The 25,227-nt window shown below is 68.6% G+C and carries 17 protein-coding genes and 1 tRNA gene; 9 read left to right on the top strand and 9 right to left on the bottom strand.

What is annotated here, in order from left to right:
- A partial coding sequence (locus tag AUL35_RS17030; RefSeq protein ID WP_062016886.1) for a cytochrome P450 occupies positions 1 to 1,052 on the bottom strand: 1,052 nt, incomplete at its 3' end.
- A gap of 223 nt (positions 1,053 to 1,275) precedes the next feature.
- Between AUL35_RS17030 and gyrB the strand changes: the two genes are divergently transcribed.
- A complete protein-coding gene (gyrB, locus tag AUL35_RS17025; protein WP_062016884.1) occupies positions 1,276 to 3,720 on the top strand; it encodes a DNA topoisomerase (ATP-hydrolyzing) subunit B in 2,445 nt (814 codons plus the stop codon).
- A 26-nt stretch (positions 3,721 to 3,746) separates the two neighbouring features.
- Here gyrB and AUL35_RS17020 read toward each other — a convergent pair whose 3' ends face one another.
- Positions 3,747 to 3,938 (bottom strand): hypothetical protein, encoded by a 192-nt coding sequence (locus AUL35_RS17020; RefSeq protein ID WP_062016882.1) that lies wholly within the window; start codon positions 3,936 to 3,938, stop codon positions 3,747 to 3,749.
- Between the two features lie 241 nt (positions 3,939 to 4,179).
- Here AUL35_RS17020 and AUL35_RS17015 point away from each other — a divergent pair, with 241 nt between their 5' ends.
- Positions 4,180 to 5,217 (top strand): acyltransferase, encoded by a 1,038-nt coding sequence (locus AUL35_RS17015; protein ID WP_062016880.1) that lies wholly within the window; start codon positions 4,180 to 4,182, stop codon positions 5,215 to 5,217.
- 454 nt (positions 5,218 to 5,671) lie between these two features.
- Here AUL35_RS17015 and AUL35_RS17010 read toward each other — a convergent pair.
- A tRNA-Val gene (locus AUL35_RS17010) sits at positions 5,672 to 5,746 on the bottom strand.
- Between the two features lie 83 nt (positions 5,747 to 5,829).
- Positions 5,830 to 6,195: a cell cycle two-component system response regulator CpdR gene (cpdR, locus tag AUL35_RS17005; protein WP_062016878.1), complete on the bottom strand. Its 366-nt coding sequence runs from the start codon at positions 6,193 to 6,195 to the stop codon at positions 5,830 to 5,832.
- 159 nt (positions 6,196 to 6,354) lie between these two features.
- Here cpdR and AUL35_RS17000 point away from each other — a divergent pair, with 159 nt between their 5' ends.
- On the top strand, positions 6,355 to 7,278 hold the full coding sequence (locus AUL35_RS17000; protein WP_082666395.1) for an N-formylglutamate amidohydrolase: 924 nt from the start codon (positions 6,355 to 6,357) through the stop codon (positions 7,276 to 7,278).
- A gap of 79 nt (positions 7,279 to 7,357) precedes the next feature.
- Entirely contained in the window at positions 7,358 to 8,140 is a 783-nt protein-coding gene (hisN, locus tag AUL35_RS16995) for a histidinol-phosphatase (RefSeq protein WP_062016876.1), read from the top strand.
- Positions 8,141 to 8,143: 3 nt separating this feature from the next.
- On the opposite strand, the gene AUL35_RS16990 is transcribed toward hisN, so the two are convergent.
- A complete protein-coding gene (locus AUL35_RS16990; protein WP_062016874.1) occupies positions 8,144 to 9,178 on the bottom strand; it encodes an alpha/beta fold hydrolase in 1,035 nt (344 codons plus the stop codon).
- A gap of 442 nt (positions 9,179 to 9,620) precedes the next feature.
- Between AUL35_RS16990 and AUL35_RS16985 the strand changes: the two genes are divergently transcribed.
- Positions 9,621 to 10,079 (top strand): Hsp20 family protein, encoded by a 459-nt coding sequence (locus tag AUL35_RS16985; RefSeq protein ID WP_062016872.1) that lies wholly within the window; start codon positions 9,621 to 9,623, stop codon positions 10,077 to 10,079.
- A 54-nt stretch (positions 10,080 to 10,133) separates the two neighbouring features.
- Here the strand turns inward: AUL35_RS16985 and AUL35_RS16980 are convergent, their stop codons facing one another.
- Positions 10,134 to 11,183, bottom strand: a complete 1,050-nt coding sequence (locus AUL35_RS16980; protein WP_062016870.1) for a low specificity L-threonine aldolase — start codon at positions 11,181 to 11,183, stop codon at positions 10,134 to 10,136.
- A gap of 298 nt (positions 11,184 to 11,481) precedes the next feature.
- Between AUL35_RS16980 and gltB the strand changes: the two genes are divergently transcribed.
- The 3 genes from gltB (at position 11,482) to AUL35_RS16965 (ending at position 18,731) form a co-directional block, all read left to right on the top strand.
- Positions 11,482 to 16,182, top strand: a complete 4,701-nt coding sequence (gene gltB, locus AUL35_RS16975) for a glutamate synthase large subunit (protein ID WP_062016868.1) — start codon at positions 11,482 to 11,484, stop codon at positions 16,180 to 16,182.
- A gap of 178 nt (positions 16,183 to 16,360) precedes the next feature.
- Entirely contained in the window at positions 16,361 to 16,996 is a 636-nt protein-coding gene (locus tag AUL35_RS16970) for a glutathione S-transferase family protein (RefSeq protein ID WP_062016866.1), read from the top strand.
- Between the two features lie 280 nt (positions 16,997 to 17,276).
- Positions 17,277 to 18,731 (top strand): glutamate synthase subunit beta, encoded by a 1,455-nt coding sequence (locus tag AUL35_RS16965; protein ID WP_062016864.1) that lies wholly within the window; start codon positions 17,277 to 17,279, stop codon positions 18,729 to 18,731.
- Between the two features lie 790 nt (positions 18,732 to 19,521).
- Here the strand turns inward: AUL35_RS16965 and AUL35_RS16960 are convergent.
- Positions 19,522 to 21,684, bottom strand: coding sequence for a heavy metal translocating P-type ATPase (locus tag AUL35_RS16960; RefSeq protein ID WP_062016862.1), 2,163 nt, complete (start codon positions 21,682 to 21,684; stop codon positions 19,522 to 19,524).
- 113 nt (positions 21,685 to 21,797) lie between these two features.
- Between AUL35_RS16960 and AUL35_RS16955 the strand changes: the two genes are divergently transcribed.
- Positions 21,798 to 22,175, top strand: a complete 378-nt coding sequence (locus AUL35_RS16955; protein WP_244493807.1) for a helix-turn-helix domain-containing protein — start codon at positions 21,798 to 21,800, stop codon at positions 22,173 to 22,175.
- A gap of 186 nt (positions 22,176 to 22,361) precedes the next feature.
- On the opposite strand, the gene AUL35_RS16950 is transcribed toward AUL35_RS16955, so the two are convergent.
- Positions 22,362 to 23,801: a DUF459 domain-containing protein gene (locus AUL35_RS16950; protein WP_062016860.1), complete on the bottom strand. Its 1,440-nt coding sequence runs from the start codon at positions 23,799 to 23,801 to the stop codon at positions 22,362 to 22,364.
- Positions 23,802 to 23,811: 10 nt separating this feature from the next.
- Positions 23,812 to 25,038: a lytic murein transglycosylase gene (locus AUL35_RS16945; RefSeq protein WP_062016858.1), complete on the bottom strand. Its 1,227-nt coding sequence runs from the start codon at positions 25,036 to 25,038 to the stop codon at positions 23,812 to 23,814.
- Positions 25,039 to 25,227 lie beyond the last annotated feature (189 nt).

Genomic DNA, 25,227 nt, shown 5'->3' with positions numbered 1-25,227 from the left:
CCGGCGGGAACCGCCATGCCGCGGACCTCATCGTCCGCCAGCGCAGTGCGGTTGAGCGAGGGGGCGGGCGGGTAGAGACGCATGGCCTCCTCGAAGGCCGCGCGCGTGTGCGGCAGGGCCTCCGGCCAGTCGCGCGGGTCGGGCAGCCCGGGCAGGAGCGCGTCGAGCTCGGCCTCCACGAGCGCCCGCTCGCCCGGCGCCATCGCGAGGAGATAAAGCGTCCAGCCGAGCGCCCGCGCCGTGGTCTCGTGGCCCGCCCCGATGAAGGTGATGATGTTGTCCTCGATCTCGGCATCGCTCAACGCCTCGGTCTGGAGGAGGAGGGTCAGGAGGTCCTGCGGCGCGCTGGCCGGATCGCGCGCGAGAAGGGCGCGCCGCCGGTCGCGCGTTTCGGCGATGATGCGGCGGAAGTAGAGGTTGGCGCGCCGCCCCATGAGGCGCCAGACGCGGGGAAGGAAGGCGGGCGCATCGAGAATGTCGAGCGGATCGACCCGCCCCATGCGATCGAGGAAACGCTCCATCGCATGGGCGAACTCCGCCGGGCGGCCCGTGATGTCGTTCGTGAAGAGCGTCGCCTGGAGGATGTCGTAGGTCAGGAGCGTCATCTGCGTCGAGACGTCCACGACCTCGCCGTCGCGCCGCGCGAGGTCTTGCGCGAAGAGCCGGCTGCGCTCGGCCATGGGCGCGGCGAGGCGCCCGGTGTTGCGTGGCGCGAAGACGGGGCTGAGCGCGCGCCGCGTGCGGCGCCAGAGCTCTCCCTCGGCGGTCAGGAGCCCGTCGCGCAGGAAGGGGCGCAGAACGCGTTGGCGCAGCGGCTGCAGGGCGTAGTTCGCGCTGTTCTCGACGAGGCAGTGACGGATGCCCGCCGGATCGCTGAGGACGATCGTGGGAACGCGCAGCCAGTCCACGCGCACGATCGGCTCGCGATAGGCCCGCTGCCCCCAGATCTCGATCGGGTTGCGCGAGGCGGTCAGAAGGAAGCGCGGCAGGCCGAGCGGCTTCTCGTGCGGCACGGGAGCTGGGGCGAGGAAGGGTTCGGCGAGCGTGTCCATCAAGGCGAGGTTCCAAGCGAAGGGCCTGCGTGCCCTTGGGCTCCTTAATGGGGATTGCGGAGCCGAAGCGGAAGCCCGTCGCCCCCGTGGATGACCGGCGGCGCGGGACCCTAAAGGCTTGGATCGGTGGGCGAAAATCATTATATCTGGGGAACCTTGGCTCACTCGAGCGACACGGGTCCGCGCCCGAGCGGGGGCGCGGGCCGGCCACAGCAGGAACTTCATGTCCGAAACAAACGAGACCATCCCCGGCCCGGCCGAATACGGCGCCGATTCCATCAAGGTGCTGAAGGGTCTCGACGCGGTCCGCAAGCGGCCCGGCATGTATATCGGCGACACGGACGACGGCTCCGGCCTCCACCACATGGTCTACGAGGTGGTGGACAACGCCATCGACGAGGCGCTGGCCGGCCATGCGACCCTCGTCACCGTCACGCTCAATCCCGACGGCTCCTGCACCGTGACCGACAACGGGCGCGGCATCCCGACCGACATCCACTCGTCCGAAGGCGTCTCGGCGGCCGAGGTCATCATGACCCAGCTGCACGCCGGCGGTAAGTTCGACCAGAACAGCTACAAGGTCTCAGGCGGCCTTCACGGCGTCGGCGTCTCGGTCGTCAACGCCTTGTCTGTGTGGCTGAAGATGAAGATCCGCCGCAAAGGGCAGATCCACGAGATGAGCTTCACGCACGGCGTCGCCGACGCGCCGCTGAAGGTGACGGGTGACGCGGGCTCCGAGACCGGCACGGCCATCACCTTCCTGCCCTCGACCGACACGTTCAGGGGCGTCACGACCTTCGACTACGGCACGCTGGAGCACCGGCTGCGGGAGCTCGCCTTCCTGAACTCCGGCGTGCGCATCGTCCTGTCCGACAAGCGCCACGCCGACGAGAAGCGCAACGAGCTCTTCTACGAGGGCGGGCTCGAGGCCTTCGTGCGCTATCTCGACCGCGCGCGAAAGCCTCTGATCGGCGAGCCGATCACGGTGAAGACCGAGCGCGAGGGCATCACCGTGGAAGCCGCGCTCTGGTGGAACGACAGCTATCAGGACAACGTCCTGTGCTTCACCAACAACATTCCGCAGCGCGACGGCGGCACGCACATGGCGGGCTTTCGCGGGGCGCTGACGCGCCAGGTGATCGGCTACGCCGAGAGTTCCGGCCAGCTGAAGAAGGAGAAGGTCCAGCCGACCGGCGACGACTGCCGCGAGGGGCTGACCTGCGTTCTCTCGGTCAAGGTGCCGGACCCGAAGTTCTCCTCGCAGACCAAGGGCAAGCTCGTCTCGTCCGAGGTGCGGCCCGTGGTGGAGGGCGCCATGAACGAGGCGCTGAGCTCCTGGTTCGAGGAACACCCTTCCGACGCGCGCACCGTGGTCGGCAAGATGGTGCAGGCGGCCGCCGCCCGCGAGGCGGCGCGCAAGGCGCGCGAGACCGTGCGCAAGGACGTGATGAGCGTCTCGACCCTGCCCGGCAAGCTCGCCGACTGCCAGGAGAAGGATCCGGCCAAGTCCGAGATATTCATCGTGGAGGGCGACTCGGCCGGCGGCTCGGCCAAGGGCGCGCGCTCGCGCCAGAACCAGGCGATCCTCCCCTTGCGCGGCAAGATCCTCAACGTCGAGCGCGTGCGCTTCGACCGGATGATCTCCTCGGACCAGATCGGCACGCTGATCACCGCGCTCGGCACGGGCATCGGCACCTTCGAGGGCTCGACCTACGGGTTCGACGCCGACAAGCTGCGCTACCACAAGATCATCATCATGACGGACGCCGACGTCGACGGCGCCCATATCCGCACGCTTCTCCTGACCTTCTTCTTCCGCCAGATGCCCGAGCTCATCGAGCGCGGCTACGTCTACATCGCCCAGCCGCCGCTCTATAAGGTGACGCGCGGCAAGCAGAGCCAGTACCTCAAGAACGAGAAGGCGCTGGAGAACTACCTGATCGAGGGCGGTCTAGAAGACGCGATCCTGACGCTGGGCTCGGGCGAAGTCCGACGCGGGCGCGACCTGCGCGCGGCCGTCGAGGACGCGCTGCAGGTCCGGCAGATCCTGAACGGCCTCCACTCCCGCTATGCGCGGCCGGTGGTGGAGCATGCGGCCGTCGCAGGCGCGCTCTCGCCGCAGGTCGCGACGGGCGGCGAGGCCGAGGTCATGGCCGACCGTATCGCCAAGGCGCTGAACGCGGTGGCCGAGGAGACCGAGCGCGGCTGGATCGGCGAGGCCGACGGCGAGGGGGGCTATCGCTTCCAGCGCACCGTGCGGGGCGTCCTCGACGTTCAGGTTCTGGACGCCGCCCTGATCGCGTCGGCCGACGCCATCGCGCTGCATCGCCTGGCGTCACGGCTCGGCGAGATCTACGACACGCCGCCCGTGCTGAGGCGCAAGGAGACCGAGCGTGCCCTGACGGGGCCTCTCGACCTCCTGGATGCCGTCTTCGAGGTGGGCCGCAAGGGCCTCTCGCTCCAGCGCTACAAGGGCCTTGGCGAGATGGATCCCGAGCAGCTCTGGGAGACGACGCTCGATCCCGAGGTGCGCTCGCTCCTGCAGGTCAAGATCAACGACGCGACCGACGCCGACCAGCTCTTCGCGCGCCTGATGGGCGACGAGGTCGAGCCCCGCCGCGAGTTCATCCAGGAAAACGCCCTCCAGGTCGCCAACCTCGATATCTAGGTCGCCGTCCATCGAGGCGGCGCGGCTCAGTTGAGACGCCGTCTCGCCCCCTCCGTGGACAGGAGATTGAGGGCACGAAGCATGACGAAGAGGACTTCGTCCCCCGTGGCCTCGGGATAGGCCTGCTCCAGCATGGTGCGCAGGTCATCGGGGCTGTCGACGAAGTCCGACAGGCGAAGGACGAAGGCCGCCATCTCGTTGAGGTCGTCGTTGGTCATCGCGGCGGCTCGGGATCCATCGCTGCCAAACTATGGCAGGAAATCAGACGTCGAGCCCCCGAAGCGACACAGTGCCGCCCGAGGTCGGTAGCGGGTGCATGCAAGTGGCATCGTGCCATTCCACGAACCGAACCTGTGATGCGCTTGCCACACCGGGCCGGGACACGCGCCAGGGGCCGCTCGTCCTGATTGTGATAGGTCGCGTGTTGCGCCACGACTTCGGTTGAACGGACGGAAGGCGATGGCGATGGCTTCGAGAGATAGGGCACTGGACGGTCTGCGCGGGCTTGCCGCGCTCGCGGTGGCGGGCGGCCACAGCATCCTGACCTTCACGGGCCTCGGCATCTGGGCACTCACCTACGCGCAGTTCGGCGACCAGCCCTTTCCGGTTGTCGCGGCCCGGCTCGGTTATCTCGTGGCACCGAGCGATGCGGCGGTCATGCTGTTCTTTGTGTTGAGCGGCCACGTCCTCTGGGCCATGTTCGACCGGCGCTATCGCGGCATCGAGAGCTTTCCGCTCTGCATCGCCGAGCGCCTGTGGCGTCTGCTTCCCACCTCGATCGCCGCGGGCCTTCTGTTCGGGGCCGCAGTCCACATCAACTACATCGCTCCGATGGACACGCCCGAACTGTGGCGCACGATGTTCATCCTCAGCCGCGACACGAACGGCGTCCTGTGGTCGCTGCAGGTCGAGATCGTCGCCTCGGTTCTCCTGTTCGGGGTCTGGGCCGCGACGCGGGGACGGGCGCTTCCAGCCTTTCTCCTGGCGGTCCCCTCGATCTTCGTCTTTCTCAGGACCGGCTCGGAAGTCGCGCTCTTCTTGCCGGCCTTCCTTCTCGGCGCCCTGATCCGCGAAGTTCCCGAACGCATCGCGCGCTCGCTCCTTCTGCCGCTTGCCGGCGTTCCCATTCTGGTCGCCTCCAGCGTCTTCTGGGGCCACGGTTGGGAAGCGCGCATCTTCGAGATGTCGGGCGCCTTCCTGATCGTCGCCTGGGCACGCGCCGTCCAGCCGCGCTGGCTACTCAGCCGCCCGGTGCAGTTCCTCGGTCTCGTCAGCTACCCGTTCTACCTCGTGCATGGCCTCGGCATAGCCTTCGCCTTCCGCAACATGCCCTGGGTCCCAGTGGACCAGACCGCGAACCGCGTGGCGACGCTTTTTATCCTCTCCACGCTCTCGGCCCTCCTCCTCGCCTGGATCATCCACCGCCTCGTCGAGCGACCCGCAATGCACCTGCGGCTGGCCGATCTGGTCAAGCCCAGGGAGGCCCTGGCAGGCTGATCGCCGCCGGAGCCTTGGTCCCCCATGACGGGGAACCGACGGACTCCCGGGAGATTCTCACCCGACATCGCGCAAAAGCACGCTGAGGCGCATCACCGCCTCATGCGATCTCGGTCGGGCGAGGCTTGGTTGCCTGAAGGGCGAACGCGGCGCGTGACGGCATGAGGACTGTCGTGCGTCGACGCTGGGCGGCGGCGCCCGTGCCGCGATTCATGCCGCCGGTCGCGCGAGCAATCCCGGCAGGCCGCACCTTGCCAGATACGCCGATTGCGGCCTGACTGGCGATCGATCACGACAACGGACCCATCCTCAGCCACCGGCGCGGTCGAGGGTACGCCTGCGTGCGTCCTTGCTGTCTTACAGGGCACGCAGAGAAGATTCGTGATCTGATGCTGGATTCGATGATCAGGACACGAAAAAGGCCCCGACGTCGCCGTCCGAGGCCTTGTGCGAATGGTGGGCGTGACAGGGATTGAACCTGTGACCCCTACGATGTCAACGTAGTGCTCTCCCGCTGAGCTACACGCCCATCCGATGGGCGGGATAGACCACAGGAGCCGGCGGACCGTCAAGCCCCGATCCGGCCATTCCTGCGGTCCGCCCGCCGAATTTTCAGGCGGCGTCCTGGAGCATCTTGCCGACCTCCTCCACCAGCTCGCGCAGGTGGAAGGGCTTGCTCAGAATCTTGGCGTCCTTGGGGGCCTTGGAGTCGGGATTGAGCGCGACCGCCGCGAAGCCCGTGATGAACATGACCTTGAGGTCGGGGTCGAGTTCGGTCGCGCGGCGCGCCAGCTCGATGCCGTCCATCTCCGGCATGACGATGTCGGTCAGGAGCAGCGAGAAGGGCTCCTCGCGCAGGCGCTCGTAGGCCGAGCCGCCGTTGTCGTAGGAGGTGACCTCGTAGCCCGCCTTTTCCAACGCCTTGGCGAGGAAGCGGCGCATGTCGTTGTCGTCCTCGGCCAAAAGAATTTTCGTCATGCCGTCTGTTCCAATGTCCCGCCGTTGCGGCTGCTGGCGCGCGGTCGGGAACCAACCGCGCGCTCGTATCCGATGTCAACTGTCATGCTTTTACCAGATTGCTTAAAGCGAGGCTAAGTGGAATGTGCGAAACGCCGCGCGCGAGCTAGATTTCACAGGATGACCACCGAACCGATCTCGCCGGGCGCAATTCCCAGCCTCGACACCGCCGCCGGAGCCGTCCCCGCCTTCGAGATCATCGAGCCGGCCGAGCAGACGCTGCCGCTCGTCTTCTGCTCGCCGCACAGCGGGCGCGCCTACCCGCAGGGGTTCCTGCGCGCCTCGCGTCTGGGCGCCGACGCCATCCGGCGCTCGGAAGACCTCTTCGTCGACCAGCTCTTCGATTTCGTGCCCGCGCTCGGCGCTCCGCTTCTCGCCGCCCGCTTTCCACGCGCCTATCTCGACGTCAACCGGGAGCCCTACGAGCTCGATCCCGCCATGTTCTCCGGGCCCCTGCCGCCCGAGGTGAACTCGGCCTCGGTGCGCGTGGCCGGCGGTCTCGGCACGATCCCGCGCATCGTCGCCGAGCGCGAGGAGATCTACGCGCGCAAGCTCGAGCCCGCCGAGGCCGCGCGCCGCATCGAGGGCATCTACTTTCCCTTCCACGCGGCGCTGGAGGCGCTGGTGGAGCGGACGCTCTCGCGCTTCGGCCTTGCGATCCTCGTCGACTGCCACTCCATGCCCTCCTCGGTGCGCACCATGCCGGGCGGGCGGCGCGCCGATATCGTGGTGGGCGACCGGTTCGGGTCGAGCGCCGCGCCCCGCTTCGTCGCCATGGTGACGCAACGCCTGTCCGCGCTCGGCTGGGACGTGACGCGCAACAAGCCCTATGCCGGCGGCTTCATCACCGAGCGCTACGGGATGCCGCGCCGGGGCGTCCACGCGATCCAGATCGAGATCAATCGCGGGCTCTACGCCGACGAGCGCCGCTTCGTGCCGAACGAGGGCTTCGCGTCGCTCCGGCGCTCGCTGTTCGAGTTCGCGAGCCTGTTCGCCGCCGAACTCGAGGCGGAACTGGCGGGCCGGTCGCTCGCCGCCGAATAGGCTGCGAGGCTGGCGCGCGCGCGCCGCATGCGCCAAAAGGCGGTGACCCGCCGATCCCGCCCCGCAAAGGACGAGCCCCATGAGCCTGCCGGATGCCGCCTTCCTGTTCGAACTGGCGGACGCCGCCGCGCGCGAGACGCTGCCGCGCTTCCGGCAGCCGCTGCTCGTCGACAACAAGCCGAAGGAGGGCTTCACCTTCGATCCCGTGACCGAGGCGGACCGCGAGGCCGAGCGCGCCATTCGCCGCGTGATCGAGGCGCGCTATCCGACCCACGCCATTCTCGGCGAGGAGTTCGGACGCACCGGCGAGGGGGACCATCTCTGGGTGATCGACCCGGTGGACGGCACGCGGCCCTTCATCTGCGGTGTGCCGGTCTGGGGCACGCTGATCGGGCTGACGGTGCGCGGCCGCGCCGAGATCGGCATCATGAGCCAGCCCTTCACCGGCGAGCGCTTCTACTCGACGCCGGAGGGCGCCTTCGGCGAGGGACCGCATACGGGTCGCACGCCCCTTAAGGTGCGCGATGTCGGCGACCTGTCGGCCGCCACGCTCTTCTCCTCGGCGCCCGAGCTCTTTCGCGGCGCGATGCGCGAGCGCTTCGCCGGCCTCGTCGACGCCGTGCGCCTGACGCGCTTCGGCGCGGACTGCTACGCGTTCGCGATGCTGGCCTCGGGCCATGTCGACATCTGCGTCGAGCCGGGACTCCAGCCCTACGACATCGTGGCGCTGACGCCGCTGGTGGAACGGGCGGGCGGCGTCATCACGACCTTCTCGGGCGACCGACCGGAGGAGGGGGGAGACGTCATCGCCGCCGCGACGCCGCGCCTGCACGAGGCGGCGCTGCGTCACCTCAACGGCTGATGATCAGCCGAGTGCCGTCTCCAGCGTCTGCGCGAGTTCCGCGACGTCGAGCGGCGGGGCCTCGAGGCGGCGCGGCAGCGCCTCCTCGATGAAGGCTATGGCGGCGGCCATCGCGGGCGCGCGAAAACGGTCGGCCTCCTGCAGGAGCTCGTGCCGCGCGCCGGGAACGGTGATGCCGTGGCCGACGCGCATGCGCCAGGCAAGATGCGAGGACGCCTGCGGCGAGACCACGCTGTCGGCGCCCGCCGTCAGGACCAGCGTCGGCACGCTCATGCGCGCGATCGTGTCGGACCGCTCCAGGCGCCCGCAGCCCCTCAGCACCGCGCGCAGCCACGAGGCCGAGAGACCGGAGACCGCCCAGTCGCCGCTCGCACGCGCCAGCGCCGCGTTGCGCCGGAGGCGCACGGGGTCGCTCGAGAGATCCGAGCGCTGCGGATCGGCGCCGGGCAGCGCGGCGCGGCGCACCGGCAGGATACCGAGCCCGGTCCAGTGCAGGAGCGCGCAAGTCGCCGCGATCAGGCGTCGCGCGGCGGGCGAGCCGGGAATCCGCACGAGCGGCGCGCTGAGGACGAGGCGCTCGACGGAGTGCTCGATCGCTTCCATCGCGTGCAGCGCCACCAGCCCGCCCATGGAATGGGCGAGGATCGCGACCGGGCCGGGGCAGCGCCCGCGCACGAGATGGTGCAGGACGTGCTCGAGATCCTGCGCGAGCTGATCGATGCTCGTGATGTGGCCGACCGAGGCGATCGGCGTCGAGCGACCAGAGGCGCCCTGGCCGCGCCAGTCGAAGCTTGCGACGGCAAACCCCTCGGCCAGCAGATCGCCCATCGTCTCGAAATACTTCTCCAGCGTCTCGTTGCGCCCCTGGAGGATGAGCACCGTTCCGCGTGCCGGACCCGTCGGCAGGGCCGTGACCCAGCGCAGCCGGGCGCCGTCGGGCAGCGGATGGAGGCCGGCCTCGAGCCCCGGAGGGGGAGGGTTGCCATCGACGGTGCGGAAGGGGGGGGCGGAAGCCGCCGGGGCGGAAAGGTCGGTCAAGCGGCGCCTCGGACGGCCGATAGGGAATCTTGCGTCATTCTAGAGGCTGCGACGAACCGCGGACAGGGGGATCGGCGGGCAAAGACGGGCGGCGCAAGTTGAGGTCGGAAGCCCCATGCACGGAGCTCCCGACCCCAAAACGGCCACGGCGGAAGGGACGGGACGCCGCAACCGTTCGAGAAGGAGGATGGGGCGAGGAGGGTGAACGGGAACGGAAGGGATCGTTCATCGCAGATTCAGGTACGAATTTGCGCAAGTCCCTGATTTCGCGCCGGAAAAAAATCGACGGAGGATCGGAAAAAACCGCTTGAAGGCGGATTTCCCGCTTCCCATCTCTCGTTCACGGACGCCGCCTGGCGGGTCCGCTGGTCGACCGAGACGCCCCATCGCGGGGTCCAGACCGACCAGACACGCACAACCTGTTGCTCTTGGAGAACGACCTATGCGTACGTTTGACTTCGCTCCCCTGTACCGCTCCACCGTCGGCTTCGACCGTCTTTTCTCGATGCTGGACGCCGCCTCCTCGAACGAGGCCCAGAGCTATCCGCCCTACAATATCGAGCGCACAGGCGAGAACGCCTACCGCATCACCATGGCGGTCGCGGGCTTCGCCGAGAACGAGCTCTCGATCGAGTCGCGTGAGAACACGCTGACCGTGAAGGGCGAGAAGGCGGACGACAAGGCCGAGGGCGCTGAGTTCCTGTATCGCGGGATCGCCGGCCGCGCCTTCGAGCGTCGCTTCCAGCTCGCCGAGCATGTCGAGGTCCGGGGCGCCACGCTCCAGAACGGTCTTCTGCACGTCGATCTCGTGCGGGTGATTCCGGAGGCGATGAAGCCCCGCCGCATCGAGATCGCGACCGCCAACGGCAATGCCAAGGCGATCGAGACCGCCGCGGCGTGACCGAGACGGTACCGGGAAAAGCGGACGGCGCCCCTAGGGGCGCCGTTTTCGTGTCTACTGGATCAGTTCCACGAAGCGCGAGACATCGTCGCGCCGGGTCGACCAGCTGGTGACGAGACGCGCCAGCATCTCGTTCTCGCCCACCGGCACCGAGCCATCGTGCGGCGGGTTCCAGTCGTAGAAGACCGCACCCTCGCGGCGAAGGCTTTCGGCGATACCGGTCTCGAACACGGCGAAGAGCTCGTTGGAGCGCGTCGGCCAGGCAAGGCGCGCATGCGAGCTGGCCGCGATGCCGGCGCGAAGCTCGTCCGCCATGGCGTTGGAATGGCCCGCCAGCTCCAGCCAGAGATCGCCCTCCAGGTAGGCCATGAACTGGGCGGCCATGAAGCGCGTCTTGGAGAAGAGCTGCGCCCCGCGCTTGCGGATATAGGGAAACTGCCTGGCCTTCTCGGGATCGAAGAAGACCACGGCCTCGGCACACCAGCAGCCGTTCTTCGTGGCGCCGAAGGAGAGGATGTCGACGCCCGCGCGCCAGGTCATCTCGGCGGGCGACGCGTTGCTGGCGGCCAGCGCGTTGGCGAAGCGCGCCCCGTCCATGTGAAGCGCGAGCTCGTGCTCGTGCGCGATCGCCGCCAGAGCCTCGATCTCGGGGATCGAATACAGCGTGCCCGCTTCCGTCGCCTGGCTGAGCGTCACGGCCATGGGCTGGCCCGCGTGGACGAAGCCGGGGCGGAAGCGCTTGAGCTCGCGCCGCAGATTGGACGGGTCGAGACGTCCGCCCGCGCCGTCCACGGGCGCCATGCGCGCGCCGTGCGTGAAGAATTCGGGCGCGCCGCACTCGTCCTCGATCACGTGCGCCTCGCGGTGGCACAGCACCACGCCGCCCGGCCGGTTGACGGCGGCAAACGCCAGCGAGTTGGCGGCCGTGCCGGTTCCCACGAAGTAGACCGCGACCTCGCGCTCGAACACCTCGTTGAAGCGCCGCTCCACCGCCTTGTCGATGTCGCTCGCGCCGTAGGCGGCGGCCATGCCGTCGGCGGCTTTCGCAAGGGCCTCGTTGACGGCGGGATGGGCGCCGGACCAATTGTCGGATGCAAAGATCATGCGCGCGTCTTAGCGCCGCGCCGCGCTGCCGACAACGGCCCGCGCCGCGCCCGCTTGCCGCTTCCCGGGAAAGCTGCCATAAGACCGAAGATAGGTCAGTAATGCTGCCCTATCTGAGGCGGTTCGCGGGCTGGGAGGCCGCGCCGGGCCGATCCAAGATGATGAGAAGCCTTGCGGCGTGGTGGTACCATGCGGGACAACCCGCATCGGTTTTCCCCGCGCCCGAGCGTGCGACTACATTGGAGTCCGCCCGGTGAAACAGGAACCGGGCCGGCGAAGCGGCAGAAGGAGACTTGGCATGACGATCGAACCGTCCTCCATCCCCGGACTCGACAACGCGACCGCGACCAAACTCATTCGCCAGCGCCAGATCGCGCAAGGGCTCTACGATCCGCGCAACGAGCACGATGCCTGCGGCGTCGGCTTCATCGCCCACATGAAGAACCAGAAGTCCCACTCGATCGTCGAGAAGGGGCTGCAGATCCTTCACAACCTCGAGCATCGCGGGGCGGTGGGCGCCGATCCGCTGATGGGCGACGGCGCGGGCATGCTGGTCCAGATCCCGCACAGGCTCTTCGCCGAGGAGATGTCCGCGCAAGGCGTCGATCTGCCCGAGCCCGGCCACTACGGCGTCGGCTTCGTGTTCATGCCGCAGGACGAGGAGCGCCGCGAGCACTTCCGCGCGATCTTCGAGCAGGCCGCCGCCGAGGAAGGCTGCGCGGTGCTCGGCTGGCGCGAGGTGCCGGTCGACAACGCCTCGCTGTCCAAGGCGCCGGAGATCCAGGCGACCGAGCCGGTGCATCGGCAGGTCTTCGTCGCGCGCCATGCGTCCGACGCCACCGAGGACGACTTCGAGCGCCGGCTCTACCTCCTGCGAAAGGTGGTCTCGAACCGCGTCTACGCCGAGGCGCAGTCGGTCGACACGGACTTCTACATCGTGTCGCTCTCGGCGCGCACGGTGGTCTACAAGGGCATGTTCCTCTCCTATCAGGTCGGCGCCTACTACAAGGACCTGACGGATCCCCGCTTCGAGACGGCGCTGGCGCTCGTCCACCAGCGCTTCTCGACCAACACCTTCCCGTCCTGGCGCCTCGCGCACCCCTACCGGATGGTCGCCCACAACGGCGAGATCAACACGCTGCGCGGCAACGTCAACTGGATGGCGGCGCGCCAGGCGAGCGTCGATTCCGAGCTCTTCAGCAACGACATCTCGAAGCTCTGGCCGATCAGCTACGAGGGTCAGTCCGACACCGCCTGCTTCGACAACGCGCTCGAGTTCCTGACGCAGGGCGGCTACCCGCTGGCCCACGCGATGATGATGCTCATCCCCGAGGCCTGGGCCGGCAACAAGCAGATGTCGCCGGAGCGCCGCTCCTTCTACGAGTACCATGCCGCGCTCATGGAGCCCTGGGACGGGCCGGCCGCCGTGTGCTTCACGGACGGGCGCCAGATCGGCGCGACCTTGGACCGCAACGGTCTGCGTCCCGCGCGGTATGTCGTGACCGACGACGACCTCGTGATCCTCGCCTCCGAGGCCGGCACGCTCGACGTGCCCGAGGAGCGCATCGTCAAGAAGTGGCGCCTCCAGCCGGGCCGCATGCTACTGATCGACCTCGAAAAGGGCCGCATCGTCTCGGACGAGGAGATCAAGGGCGAGATCGCGAGCGCCAACCCCTACAAGGACTGGCTGCGCTCGACACAGCTCATCCTGGAGGACCTGAAGCCCGTGGCGCCGCGCGCGCTGCGCGCCGACGTGTCGCTGCTCGACCGCCAGCAGGCCTTCGGCTACACGCAGGAGGACACCAAACTCCTGATGGCGCCGATGGCCACCACCGGCCAGGAGGCGATCGGCTCGATGGGCACCGACACGCCGATCTCGGCCATGTCGGAGAAGTCGAAGCTCCTCTACACCTACTTCAAGCAGAACTTCGCCCAGGTCACGAACCCGCCGATCGACCCGATCCGCGAGGAGCTCGTGATGAGCCTGGTCTCCTTCATCGGGCCGCGGCCGAACATCTTCGACCTGGAGGGCACCTCGCGCCGCAAGCGCCTCGAGGTCCGCCAGCCGATTCTGACCAACGGCGATCTCGAGAAGATCCGCACGATCGGCCACACCGAGGACCGGTTCGACACCAAGACGCTGGACACGACCTACCCGTCCGAGCAGGGCGCGGGCGGGCTCAGCGGGGCGCTGGATCGCCTCTGCGAGCGGGCGGAAGCGGCGGTCGCGGGCGGCTACAACATCATCATCCTGTCGGACCGCCAGGTCGGGCCGGACCGCGTCGCCATTCCGGCGCTGCTGGCCTGCGCGGCGGTGCATCACCACCTCATCCGCAAGGGCCTGCGCACGGCCGCAGGCCTCGTCGTGGAGTCGGGCGAGCCGCGCGAGGTCCATCACTTCGCGTGCCTTGCCGGCTACGGCGCGGAGGCGATCAACCCCTATCTCGCCTTCGACACGCTTCTCGCCATGCAGGCGCGCGGCGACTTCCCGCCCGAGGTCTCCGAGGAGGAGGTCGTCTACCGCTTCATCAAGTCGGTGGGTAAGGGCCTGCTCAAGGTCATGTCCAAGATGGGCATCTCGACCTACCAGAGCTATTGCGGCGCGCAGATCTTCGATGCGATCGGCCTGCGCTCGGACTTCGTGAAGCAGTATTTCGCCGGTACCTCGACCACGATCGAGGGCGTCGGTCTGGACGAGATCGCGCGCGAGACGGTGGAGCGCCACACGCTCGCCTTCTCCGACGATCCGGTGCTCGCCCGCAACCTCGAGGTCGGCGGCGAGTACGCCTACCGCATGCGGGGCGAATCGCACATCTGGTCGCCGGAGGCGGTCGCGACGCTCCAGCACGCCGTGCGCCTGGAATCCTACGAGAAGTATCGGGAATACGCCCAGCTCGTGAACGAGGCGAACGTCGCCAACTCCACGATCCGCGGCCTGTTCAAGCTGCGCATGGCCGAGGAGATGGGTCTGAAGCCCGTGCCGCTGGAGGAGGTCGAGTCGGCGGCCGACATCGTGCGGCGCTTCTCGACGGGCGCGATGAGCTTCGGCTCGATCAGCCGCGAGGCCCATGCGACGCTGGCGGTCGCCATGAACCGCTTCGGCGGCAAATCCAACACGGGCGAGGGCGGCGAGGAGCCCGATCGCTACCTCAAGCTCGTCGACGGCTCCGTCAATCCCGAGCGCTCGGCGATCAAGCAGGTGGCGTCGGGGCGGTTCGGCGTGACGACGGAGTATCTCGTCAACGCCGACATGCTGCAGATCAAGGTCGCGCAAGGCGCCAAGCCCGGCGAGGGCGGCCAGCTGCCTGGCCACAAGGTGGACGCCACCATCGCCAAGACGCGGCATTCCACGCCGGGCGTCGGCCTGATCTCGCCGCCGCCCCACCACGACATCTATTCGATCGAGGATCTGGCGCAGCTGATCTTCGATCTGAAGAACGTGAACCCCGAGGCTGCGATCTCGGTGAAGCTCGTCTCGGAAGTCGGCGTCGGCACGGTGGCGGCGGGCGTCGCCAAGGCGCGGGCTGACCACATCATCGTGTCGGGTTACGACGGGGGCACGGGCGCCTCGCCACTCACCTCGATCAAGCATGCCGGCAGCCCCTGGGAGATGGGTCTGGCCGAGACGCAGCAGACGCTCGTCCTGAACGGGCTGCGCTCGCGCGTCGCGCTTCAGGTCGACGGCGGCCTCCGGTCGGGCCGCGACGTCGTGATCGGGGCCTTGCTGGGAGCCGACGAGTTCGGCTTCTCGACCGGCCCGCTGATCGCGGCCGGCTGCATCATGATGCGCAAGTGCCACCTCAACACCTGCCCGGTCGGCGTCGCCACGCAGGACCCGGTCCTGCGCAAGCGCTTCAAGGGCACGCCCGAGCACGTCATCAACTTCTTCTTCTTCGTGGCCGAAGAGGTGCGCGAGATCTTGGCGGCCATGGGTGTGCGCTCCGTGGCCGAGCTCATCGGCCGCTCCGAGCGCCTCGACCGGCGCGAGCTGATCGAGCACTGGAAGGCGCGCGGGCTCGACTTCACGCGCCTGTTCCACAAGGTCGACGCGCCCCGCGAGGAGACCTTCTGGACGCGCCACCAGGAGCATCCGATCGACCGTGTCCTCGACCGCAAGCTGATCGCCGAGGCGCAGAGCGCCCTGACGACGCGCCAGCAGGTCGTGATCGAGACCAAGATCGGCTCGGTCGACCGCTCGGTCGGCGCGATGCTGTCGGGCGAGGTGGCCAAGCGCTTCGGGCACAAGGGGCTGGCCGACGACACGATCACCGTGAAGCTGACCGGCACCGCCGGCCAGAGCTTCGGGGCGTTCCTGGCGCGCGGCGTGACGCTCGACCTCGTGGGCGACGGCAACGACTATGTCGGCAAGGGCCTGTCGGGCGGCAAGCTGATCGTGCGCCCGCGTCCCGAGACGCGCATCGTGCCCGAAGAGTCGATCATCGTCGGCAACACGGTGCTCTACGGGGCGATCGGCGGCGAGTGCTACTTCCGGGGCGTGGCGGGCGAGCGCTTCGCCGTGCGCAACTCGGGCGCGATCGCGGTCGTCGAGGGCGTGGGCGACCACGGCTGCGAGTACATGACCGGCGGCGTCGTCGTCATCCTCGGCCAGACAGGTCGCAACTTCGCGGCCGGCATGTCGGGCGGCATCGCCTATGTCTACGATCCGCAAGGAAACTTCGCGGACCGCTGCAACATGGCGATGGTGGAGCTGGAGCCCGTTCCCGAGGAGGACGACCTCCTGGAGAAGCGCTACCACGGCGGCGGCGACCTCCAGCACAAGGGGCGCGTCGACGTCTCGTCCAACATGACGGGCCACGACGACGAGCGCCTGCACCAGCTCGTCTCGAACCACCTCCACTACACCGGCTCGACGCTCGCCAAGCGCATGCTGGAGAACTGGGAAACCTTCCGCCCGCGCTTCGTGAAGGTCATGCCGGTCGAGTACCGCCGCGCCCTTCTCGAGATGGAGCGCATGCGCATGGGCGTCGCGGCCGAATAGGCCGCCGGCCTTCCGAGGCCCGTTGAAGATCCGGACGGCGGCGAGCTCCCTCGCCGCCGTTCGCGGTTCCGGCCGGCCGCTTCGTCGCGGCGATGCGGGGCTCGCCAAGGACGGCGCGCCTTCTATCTCCCGCGAACGGTCGCGCACGAGCGACCTTTCCAGCCGAGGAGACGAGGATATGGCCGAGCTGAAACTGTATGGCTTCGACGGGTCGACCTACGTGCGAACCGTCAAGATGCTCCTGGCTGAGAAGGAGTTCACCGCCTTCGACCAGGACCCGGTCAACGTCCTCAAGGGCGAGCCGCACGCGCCCGAGCACCTGCAGCGCCATCCCTTCGGCAAGGTGCCGGTGATCGAGTATCGCGGCTTTCGCGTCTACGAGACGGCGGCGATCGCGCGCTACCTCAACTCCATGATCACGGGCCGCGACCTCGTGCCGGCCGAGGCCGAGAACGTCGCGCGCATGGACATGGCCATCGGCATCATCGACAGCTACGGCTACCCGGCGATGCTGGGCGGGGTCGCGGCCTACCATCTCTTCCCCGACTTCGTGGGCGGCAAGGACGAGGCCAAGCATCACGAGGCGCTCAAGACCACACGCACGGTCCTGACCGAACTCATGCGCCTGCGCGGCAAGGGTCCGTGGATCGCGGGCGAGGATCTCTCGCTTGCCGATCTCTATCTGGCGCCCGTCTTCGCCTATGTCGCGCAGACGCCCCATGCCGACGAGTTCAACGACATTCCCGGCTTCGCCGACTGGTGGGGGGCCGCCCAGCAGCTCGAGAGCTTCCGCGCGACCAAGCCGAAGAGCTGACGCTCAGCACTTTCTCGAACCGTTCCAGCCTTGCGTCACTGCCCGAAATAGGGCAGTGATGCTGTCGCATTTTCCGGGCTCGCCGAGGCTTCCCGGAGGCGCGGTCGTGCCCTACGGATGGCACGATCGGCCGCGTTCCGGGGGAGCGCGGTCCTGTGTTAGGACGGTTCACGTCGGGTGCGGGCCTCCGGACGGGCGTCCGGCCGGCCCGAGGATGTCGGGCGCGGGCGGGCCTGTTCCGATAGCGGCACATCCGACTGTTGCGACGGAGGGCATCATCATGGGCAAGGTCACCGGCTTTCTCGAGATCGATCGCCAGACTCCGAAATACCAGCCGGCCTCCGACCGCATACGCCACTTCCGCGAGTTCACGCTGCCGATGTCGGATGCCGAGGTCGGCAAGCAGGCCGCGCGCTGCATGGATTGCGGCGTGCCCTACTGCCACGGGCCGACGGGCTGCCCGATCCACAACCAGATCCCGGACTGGAACGACCTCGTCTACGGCGGGGACTGGGAGGGCGCGGTGCGCAACCTCCATTCCACCAACAACTTTCCCGAGTTCACCGGCCGCATCTGCCCCGCGCCTTGCGAGGAGGCCTGCACGCTGAACCTCGAGGATACGCCGGTCGCGATCAAGACCGTCGAGCAGGCGATCGCCGACAAGGCCTATGCGCTCGGCCTGATCCAGCCGCAGCCGGCCAAGACGCAGTCCGGCAAGCGCGTGGCGGTGATCGGCTCGGGCCCGGCCGGCATGGCGGCGGCCCAGCAGCTCGGCCGCGCCGGCCACGAGGTGCATGTCTTCGAGCGCGAGACGCGCCCCGGCGGCCTGCTGCGCTACGGCATTCCCGACTTCAAGATGGAGAAGCACTGGATCGACCGTCGCGTCGAGCAGATGCGGGGGGAGGGCGTCACCTTCCACTGCGGCGTCGAGATCGGTCGCGACAAGCGCCTCGCCGACCTGCAGGCCGAGTTCGATGCCGTGCTTTACTGCGGCGGCGCGGAGCGCCCGCGCGATGCCGGCATCCCGCAGAACGGGCTCGCCGGCATCCACGACGCCATGCCCTACCTCGTGCAGCAGAACCGGCGCGTCGGGGGCGAGAACACGCCCGCGCGCGGCTGGTCGACCGAGGAGATCTGGGCCGGCGCCAAGCATGTCGTGGTGGTGGGCGGTGGGGACACGGCGTCCGACTGCGTCGGCACCGCCTTCCGCCAGGGGGCCGTCAAGGTCACCCAGCTCGACATCCGCCCCCAGCCGCCCAAGACCGAGAACAAGCTCGAGGTCTGGCCTTTCTGGGCCACCAAGATGCGCACCTCCTCCTCCCAGGCGGAAGGCGCCGTGCGCGAGTTCCAGGTCGCGACGCTGGAGTTCGTGGGCGAGGACGGGCAGCTGACCGGCGTGAAGTGCGCCGAGGTCGACGAGCGGCGCAGGCCGATCCCGGGCACCGAGTTCGTGATCAAGGCGGACCTCGCCTTCATCGCCATCGGCTTTGCCGGCCCCTTCGAGGGCGGCCTCCTTGAGGACGCGGGCGAGGGCCTCGAGCTCAAGCGCGACGCGCGCGGCAACGTCTCGGTGGCCGCCGACGACAAGCGCTACCGCACCTCGGTCGATAAACTCTGGGCGGCCGGCGACGTGCGGCGCGGCCAGAGCCTCGTGGTCTGGGCGATCCGCGAGGGCCGCCAAGCCGCGCGCGCGATCGACCTCGAGCTCACCGGCGCGACGACGCTGCCTCTCTGAGCGATCGCTCTGCCGCAAGGCGACACCTCGGTGTCGCCTTGCGGGACGTTCCGGATCGGGTCGGGTCGGTCTATCCGCCGAGGCTCGATCCCGACCGGGCAGAACCTGCACCGCACCCAGCGCGCGTCGACGCCGTGGTCAGACGTGGAGTTGGGACGAGCGTCAGCGTCGGTTTGGGCGCCCGGATGCGGGCATTGCTGCCTTCGACCTGTCCAAAGCGTTCACCCCGCACACGTAAACCCTTCCTGGCCGATGCCGTAAGTTGACGGCGCATGATGCGATTACGCCAGCACGACCAGCGACAGTATGGATCGCGCGAGCTACAATCCGTCGCGAGTGGCTCGATCGGGCAAGATTGAAGCCCACGGATTGGGAATACCAAGATAACGAAATTGTGTTTTTATCCTTGGAGCGCGTTCGACCGCCTTCTTTCGATTAAAATCGAAGGATTTCAGATCCGGCGGACGGTGTCGGAAAATGACCGAGGCCGTGTCGAAGCCGTATCCGGCTGTTCTACTTTCAAAACGACGTTTCAGCGATCGCGAACTCGCCCGCTTTTCCACCGTTTCCCAGTGGTTTGGGTAACCGACAAGAACGCCGCGAACTCGTCCATGGCGGTCAATGGAATCCCAACGTGGAACGGATTCTCGACGCCGTTTTCGGAGAACGGATTTTCGCACAGCCTCGACTCTTCTGTGACGTTCGTCTTCTATGGAGGCCGCTCCAAATCGGCCGTACTTAATGCTCAATGGATCTTTGATCCTTCGTCGCCAATTCTCCGGCTTCGAGTTCACCGGGGCTTCCAGCCGAGAAGCCGCATCGCGTTGGCGGTCACGAGGACGGTCGCGCCCGTGTCAGCGAGGATCGCCGGCCAGAGGCCCGTGATGCCGAGGACGGTGGTGACGAGGAACACCGCCTTCAGCCCGAGAGCGATCGCAATGTTCGCCCGGATGTTGCCCATAGTCGCCTTGGAGAGGGCGATCATGTCCGGCACATCCCGCACGCGGCCGTGGAGCACCGCAGCATCCGCCGTCTCCAGCGCGACGTCCGTGCCGCCGCCCATGGCGATGCCGATGTCGGCGGCCGCCAGCGCCGGGGCGTCGTTGATGCCGTCGCCGACCTTGGCGACGACAAGCCCTTCGCCCTGGAGTTCGCGCACGATGCGCTGCTTGTCCTGCGGCATGAGGTCCGCCCGCGCCTCGATGCCGAGGCCGCCCGCGACCGCCTCGGCCGTCATTCGGTTGTCGCCTGTCAGCATGACGGTGCGGATGCCCTCGGCCTTCATCGCGGCCAGCGCCTCGCGTGCGTCCGGCCGTGCCTCGTCGCGCATGGCGATGTAGCCGGCGACCGTCCCGTTTGCGAGCACGACGGTCACGGTCTTGCCTGCCGCGTTCAGCGCTTCGATGTCGTCAAGACGCTCGTCGCTGAGGGCCGTACGGCGCCCGGCCGATTGCGGCGAGCCGAGGAACACGGCCTCGCCGCCGACCGTGCCCTCGACGCCCTCTCCGGGAACGGCGTTGGCGTCGAAGGCGGGTGGCACGGGGGCCCTATCGGCCTTCGCCCTGTCGAGGATCGCAAGCGCCAGAGGATGGCTCGACCCCGTCTCCAGCGCGGCCGCGAGAGACAACACGTCCCGCGCCGTGCGACCAACCGCGACGACGTCGGTCACGACGGGCTTGCCGGCCGTCAGCGTCCCCGTCTTGTCGAAGGCGACGGCCGTGATCTTGCCGAGCGTCTCCAGCACCACGCCGCCCTTCATCAGGAGGCCGCGCCGGGCGCCTGCCGACAGGCCGGCCGCAATGGCGGCGGGCGTCGAGATGACGAGCGCGCAGGGGCAGCCGATCAGGAGGATGGCGAGACCCTTGTAGATCCACTCGTTCCAGTCCGCTCCAAGTAGGAGGGGCGGCATCACGGCGACGAGGAAGCCGACCGCGAGAACGGCGGGCGTGTAGACTTTCGAGAAGCGGTCGATGAAGCGCTCGGTCGGCGACTTCGACTCCTGCGCCTCCTCCACTAGGCGGACGACACGCGCGATCGTGTTGTCGGCGGCGGCGGCCGTGACGCGCACCCTGAGGACCGAGCCCGCGTTGACCGTGCCCGCGAAGACCGGATCGCCGACGGCCTTGCGCTTCGGGACGCTCTCGCCCGTCACCGGCGCCTCGTCGACCTCGCCCGATCCCTCGACGACCGAGCCGTCGGCCGGGATGCGGTCGCCGGGGCGCACGAGGATGGTGGCGCCGACCGCAAGGATCTCCGCGGGCACCTCGGTCGTCTGGCCGTCCTTCTCGACGAGCGCCGTCTTCGGCACGAGGGAGGACAGGCCCTGGATGCTCGCCCGAGCACGGCTGGCCGCCAGCCCTTCCAGCATCTCGCCGACGAGGAACAGGAGCACGACGGTCGCCGCCTCTTCCGCGGCTCCGATGAAGACGGCGCCGATGGCGGCGATCGACATCAGCGTCTCGATCGAGAACGGAGTGCCGAACCGGGCGGCGGTGATCGCGCGCCAGGCGACGGGGACAAGGCCGACGGCGAGCGCGGCGAGAAATGCCGGACGCTCGAGTGCGGGCGCCAGGTGGCCGAGGACGTAGGCTGCCAGGAGCGCGGCGCCGCAGGCCGCCGTCAGCCGCGCCTTTTTCGTCCTCCACCACGGCCGGCCCGCCTCGGCGGGGTCGTGATGCGTGTGGCTCGATTGGCCATGGTCGTGCCGTCCGACTGTCGCCGGGTCGGCGCCGTCCGCGTTCTCGGCTCCGTAGCCGAGGTTGCGGACCTGCCGCGTGACCGCGGCGGCGTCGAAGCCGTCCGTGTGGCGGACCCTCACCGCGCCCGTGGACACGGACACGGCAACGTCCTCGACGCCCGGCAGCCGTCGGATCGCGGTGTCCACCTTGTTGCCGCAGGCCGCGCAGTCCATGCCCGTGACCCTGAAACGGCTCTCGTTCGCCACCGTGCTCATGGCGCTCTCCTTTCCTGCGTGTTGGGAGAGGCCTAGTCTCTCTAGCGGCTAGAGGAGCAAGAGGAAAAATGACGGGCGGCGCTCCGATCGGCGAATTCTAGCGGGCGAGCGGCATCAAGGTGCCGGCGATCCGGTACTACGAGCAGATCGGCCTCCTGGCCGCACCACCGAGGACGCAGGGCAACCGCCGCCTCTACGACGCGGGCGACCTGCGTCGGCTCCGCTTCATCCGGCATGCCCGTGAGCTCGGCTTCGAGATCGAGCCGATCCGCGAACTCTTGGCGCTCGCCGGGGAACCGGACCGCCCCTGCGCGAGAGCCGAACGGATCGCGGCAGCGCACCTTGCCGACATCGATCACAAGATCGCCCGGCTGACCGCGCTGCGGGCCGAGGTCGCACGCATGGTGGACTGTACGAACCACTCGGTGCCGGAGTGCCGTGTGATCGAAGTTCTCGGCGACCACGGCCAATGCACATCGGAACGTCATTGACCCATTGGAGACTTTTCCGGACGTGTCTGCTCATTCAACGGCGTGACCGAAACCTAGTCGATCGATTTCCACCGGGACGTCACCATCCGGATGCCCCGCGGCTATACGCGTTCGAGGTGGGGGACGGCATGGGAGCGAGCGCCTGAGACTACGTCTGGGTCGGGCTGCGGGCCGAGTTTCCCGGCCTTAAGGGGACGAGCCTTCGAGCTTCGTGTCGCCCGCGATGCTCGGCCGCAGCGCCTTGGCCGCGTCGTCGGCGTCGGTGTTGGGCGCGGGGCCCGAGGCGGCGGGGGCGCCGGCGCGCAGTTCCTCGAGGCTGATCGAGCCGCGGGCGACGATGGCGTTGCCGCGCGTCTGGGGCGAGACGGCGGTGCCGCGTCCGGTCCAGCTGAAGTTGTCGGCGCGCCCCTCGGCGGCCGCCACCGCCCCCCCGTTCACCACCAGCGCGTCGCGCGGCGAGCCGCCGCTGCGCTTCGGGTCGAGCGCGCTCCCGTCGGCGCCCAGAAGATGATCGCCTCCGTCGAGGCGCGGATCGGCGAGCGACACCGGCGGCGTGGAGACCGCGAGCGCGGCCTGGGCGCCGTTCGCAACGCCTGGAAGGTCGCCCGCGCCGAGTTGCTGCGCGCCGAGCGTCGCCACGAGATCGTCGACGCTGAGACCGAGGACCTTGGTGACCGGCTTCTCGACGAAGTAGGCGAGCTTGTCCTGTCCCGCCGGCGTCATGGTGATGCCGTCGGAGTTGCGCAGCCGCACGGTCTGACCCGCCGTGTCGGGGCCCGAGGTCGTGTAGGTGCCGTCCGCGCTGACGAAGCCGCCCCAGACATCGACGAACTCGCCGCCGACCTTCTGCGCGGCGGCGCGGAAGACGTCGTTGAGATAGACCATGTCCTCGGTCGCCCGCTCGGACTGGAAGGCCGGCATCCCGACCCAGATCAGGGGAACGTTGCGCGACTTCACCGCGTCCGCCAGCGCCTCGGCGCGGGCGGTGTAGATCGCGCTCCAGTCGTCGGAGCGCAGCGGCACCGTTTCGCCTTCGTCGCGGATGCCCTGCCGGTCGTTGGCGCCCACCATCACGACCACGGCCGACGCCTTGGTCTCGTCGATCAGGCCCGCGACCGAGGCCGGCCAGTCGTAGTGGTCGTTGCGCACGAGGCCCGAGGAGCCGTTGGCCTTCGCGACGATGCGGATCTCGCGGCTGGAGGCGACCGCGTTCTCCAGGCCCTTGGCGAGCGATCCCGCCATGAAGTCGCCGACGACGAGGACGTTGCGCGCGGTCTCGCTCTTTTCCACCGGCGCGGAGGCCGCCGCTGCCGTGGCGGCAGCCGCGACCGTTCCTCCCGCCGCCGCCGTCGCGGTATTGCGCCGGGTGGCGCCGCCGGGCCTCGGCGCTGCGACGGCGTCGCGACGCTTCTTGCGGATCGCGCGGGGCTGGGGCGCGGCGCGGCGACCCGGCGCGACCTGGTAGTCGCGCGGGTCGGCCTGCGGCACTGATCGGCCGAACAGCATGTCCATGAGGGTGCGGCGCTGCTGGGCGCCCGCCTCCGGAACGGCCCCGCTCAGGGCGACGAGGAACGCCGCCGCACTGAGCGTCGCCTTTCGCCAGGAGCCGATGCCGTGTTTCGCCATGTCCGCCTTTTCAGTGCCTGCGCAGAAGGTCGAGAAGGGCCTTGGACGCGTTGCCGTCCTCCTCGACGCCCGCGCGCCGCTGGTAGGCCGTGATCGCGACCTTGGAACCCGATCCGATCTTGCCGTCGATCTTGCCGTCGTACAACCCGTGCTGCGTCAGGCGCTGCTGCACCTCGTAGCGCTCGGTCATGGAAAGCGGCTCGTAGCCTCGCGGCCACGAGCCCGCGAAGTCGCCGCCGCCCGCGATGCGGTCGGCCAGGTGACCGACGGCCAGCGCGTACTTGTCGGCGTTGTTGTAGCGCTTGATCACCGAGAAGTTCTTGGTGAGCAGGAAGCTCGGCCCGTTCGGCCCCGCCGGCTGAAAGAGGCGGGCGGTCTCGGCGCCCGACGGAAAGGCGCGGCCCGCCACGCGGCGAACGCCCAGCTTCTGCCACTCGGCTATCGAGCGGTTGCCCTTGCCCAGCGACCCGGCACCGGCCGGTACCTGGACCTCGTAGCCCCAGGTGCGGCCGCCCTGCCAACCGTTCTTGGCCAGGAGATTGGCGGCGGTGGCGAGCGCATCGGGCACCGAGCGCCAGATGTCGGGATGGCCGTTGCCGTCCATGTCGACGGCATAGAGCTGGTAGCTCGTGGGAATGAACTGCGTATGGCCCATGGCGCCGGCCCAGGAGCCGGTCAGCGTCTGCGGCGTGGCATGGCCGGCCTGGACGATCTTCAACGCGGCGATGAGCTGCGTGCGGGCGAACTTGGCGCGCCTGGGGTCCTTGTAGGCGAGCGTCGCCAGCGCCTGGGGCACGCTCTTCATGACGTCCGGGCGCTCCAGGATGCGGCCGTAGTTCGACTCCATCGACCAGATCGCGAGAAGCACGGTCCGGTCCACGCCGAAGCGCTTCTCGATCCGGTCGAGCCAGGGCTTGTAGCGCTGGAGCATCTGCCGGCCCTCGGCCACGCTCTCCTCGTTCACCCGGTTGTCCAGGTAGTCCCACATCGTATCCTGGAACTCGGGCTGGAACCGGGCCTTCTCAAGGACGTCCGGGTCGGGCGTGTCGACGCCTGCGAAGACGCGGCGGTAGGTGTCGCGCGAGACCCCGTTCGCGACCGCCGTCTTCTCGAAGCCCGCGATCCAGGCGCGAAAGCCCGCCTCGGCGTGCGCGGGAAGGGCGGGCAGGAGAAGCGCGGCCGCCAGCGCCAACGCGCCGGCGCGGGAGAAGAGGCGAGCCTTTGTCGGTGCGGGCATGGGTTCGCTCCTGAATGTCACGGTCGTGGGCTGCGTGCCTTTCGAACAATAAGGGTGCGTTCGTGAACGCTTCCTTTACCACGATGGCCCGGGATCTTACGGTGCGGCATTTCTTTACCGTTTTTCGCGGCGGAATCGCGGCGGGTCGGGCCCTCCCGTCGACATATCATCATGCCGTGATCTATGGAG

Origin of the sequence: Aureimonas sp. AU4 (assembly GCF_001463765.1) — a bacterium.
GTDB lineage: Bacteria > Pseudomonadota > Alphaproteobacteria > Rhizobiales > Rhizobiaceae > Aureimonas.
The sequence above is the reverse complement of the archived record's forward strand: the minus strand, read 5'-3'. Positions and strand labels throughout refer to the sequence as shown.

Bases quoted from the DNA above. Each gene is read 5' to 3' on its own strand.
- gyrB (WP_062016884.1), top strand. From the start codon at position 1,276: ATGTCCGAAACAAACGAGACCATCCCCGGCCCGGCCGAATACGGCGCC.
- AUL35_RS17020 (WP_062016882.1), bottom strand. From the start codon at position 3,938: ATGACCAACGACGACCTCAACGAGATGGCGGCCTTCGTCCTTCGCCTG.
- AUL35_RS17015 (WP_062016880.1), top strand. From the start codon at position 4,180: ATGGCGATGGCTTCGAGAGATAGGGCACTGGACGGTCTGCGCGGGCTT.
- cpdR (WP_062016878.1), bottom strand. From the start codon at position 6,195: ATGACGAAAATTCTTTTGGCCGAGGACGACAACGACATGCGCCGCTTC.
- AUL35_RS17000 (WP_082666395.1), top strand. From the start codon at position 6,355: ATGACCACCGAACCGATCTCGCCGGGCGCAATTCCCAGCCTCGACACC.
- hisN (WP_062016876.1), top strand. From the start codon at position 7,358: ATGAGCCTGCCGGATGCCGCCTTCCTGTTCGAACTGGCGGACGCCGCC.
- AUL35_RS16985 (WP_062016872.1), top strand. From the start codon at position 9,621: ATGCGTACGTTTGACTTCGCTCCCCTGTACCGCTCCACCGTCGGCTTC.
- AUL35_RS16980 (WP_062016870.1), bottom strand. From the start codon at position 11,183: ATGATCTTTGCATCCGACAATTGGTCCGGCGCCCATCCCGCCGTCAAC.
- gltB (WP_062016868.1), top strand. From the start codon at position 11,482: ATGACGATCGAACCGTCCTCCATCCCCGGACTCGACAACGCGACCGCG.
- AUL35_RS16970 (WP_062016866.1), top strand. From the start codon at position 16,361: ATGGCCGAGCTGAAACTGTATGGCTTCGACGGGTCGACCTACGTGCGA.
- AUL35_RS16965 (WP_062016864.1), top strand. From the start codon at position 17,277: ATGGGCAAGGTCACCGGCTTTCTCGAGATCGATCGCCAGACTCCGAAA.
- AUL35_RS16960 (WP_062016862.1), bottom strand. From the start codon at position 21,684: ATGAGCACGGTGGCGAACGAGAGCCGTTTCAGGGTCACGGGCATGGAC.
- AUL35_RS16950 (WP_062016860.1), bottom strand. From the start codon at position 23,801: ATGGCGAAACACGGCATCGGCTCCTGGCGAAAGGCGACGCTCAGTGCG.
- AUL35_RS16945 (WP_062016858.1), bottom strand. From the start codon at position 25,038: ATGCCCGCACCGACAAAGGCTCGCCTCTTCTCCCGCGCCGGCGCGTTG.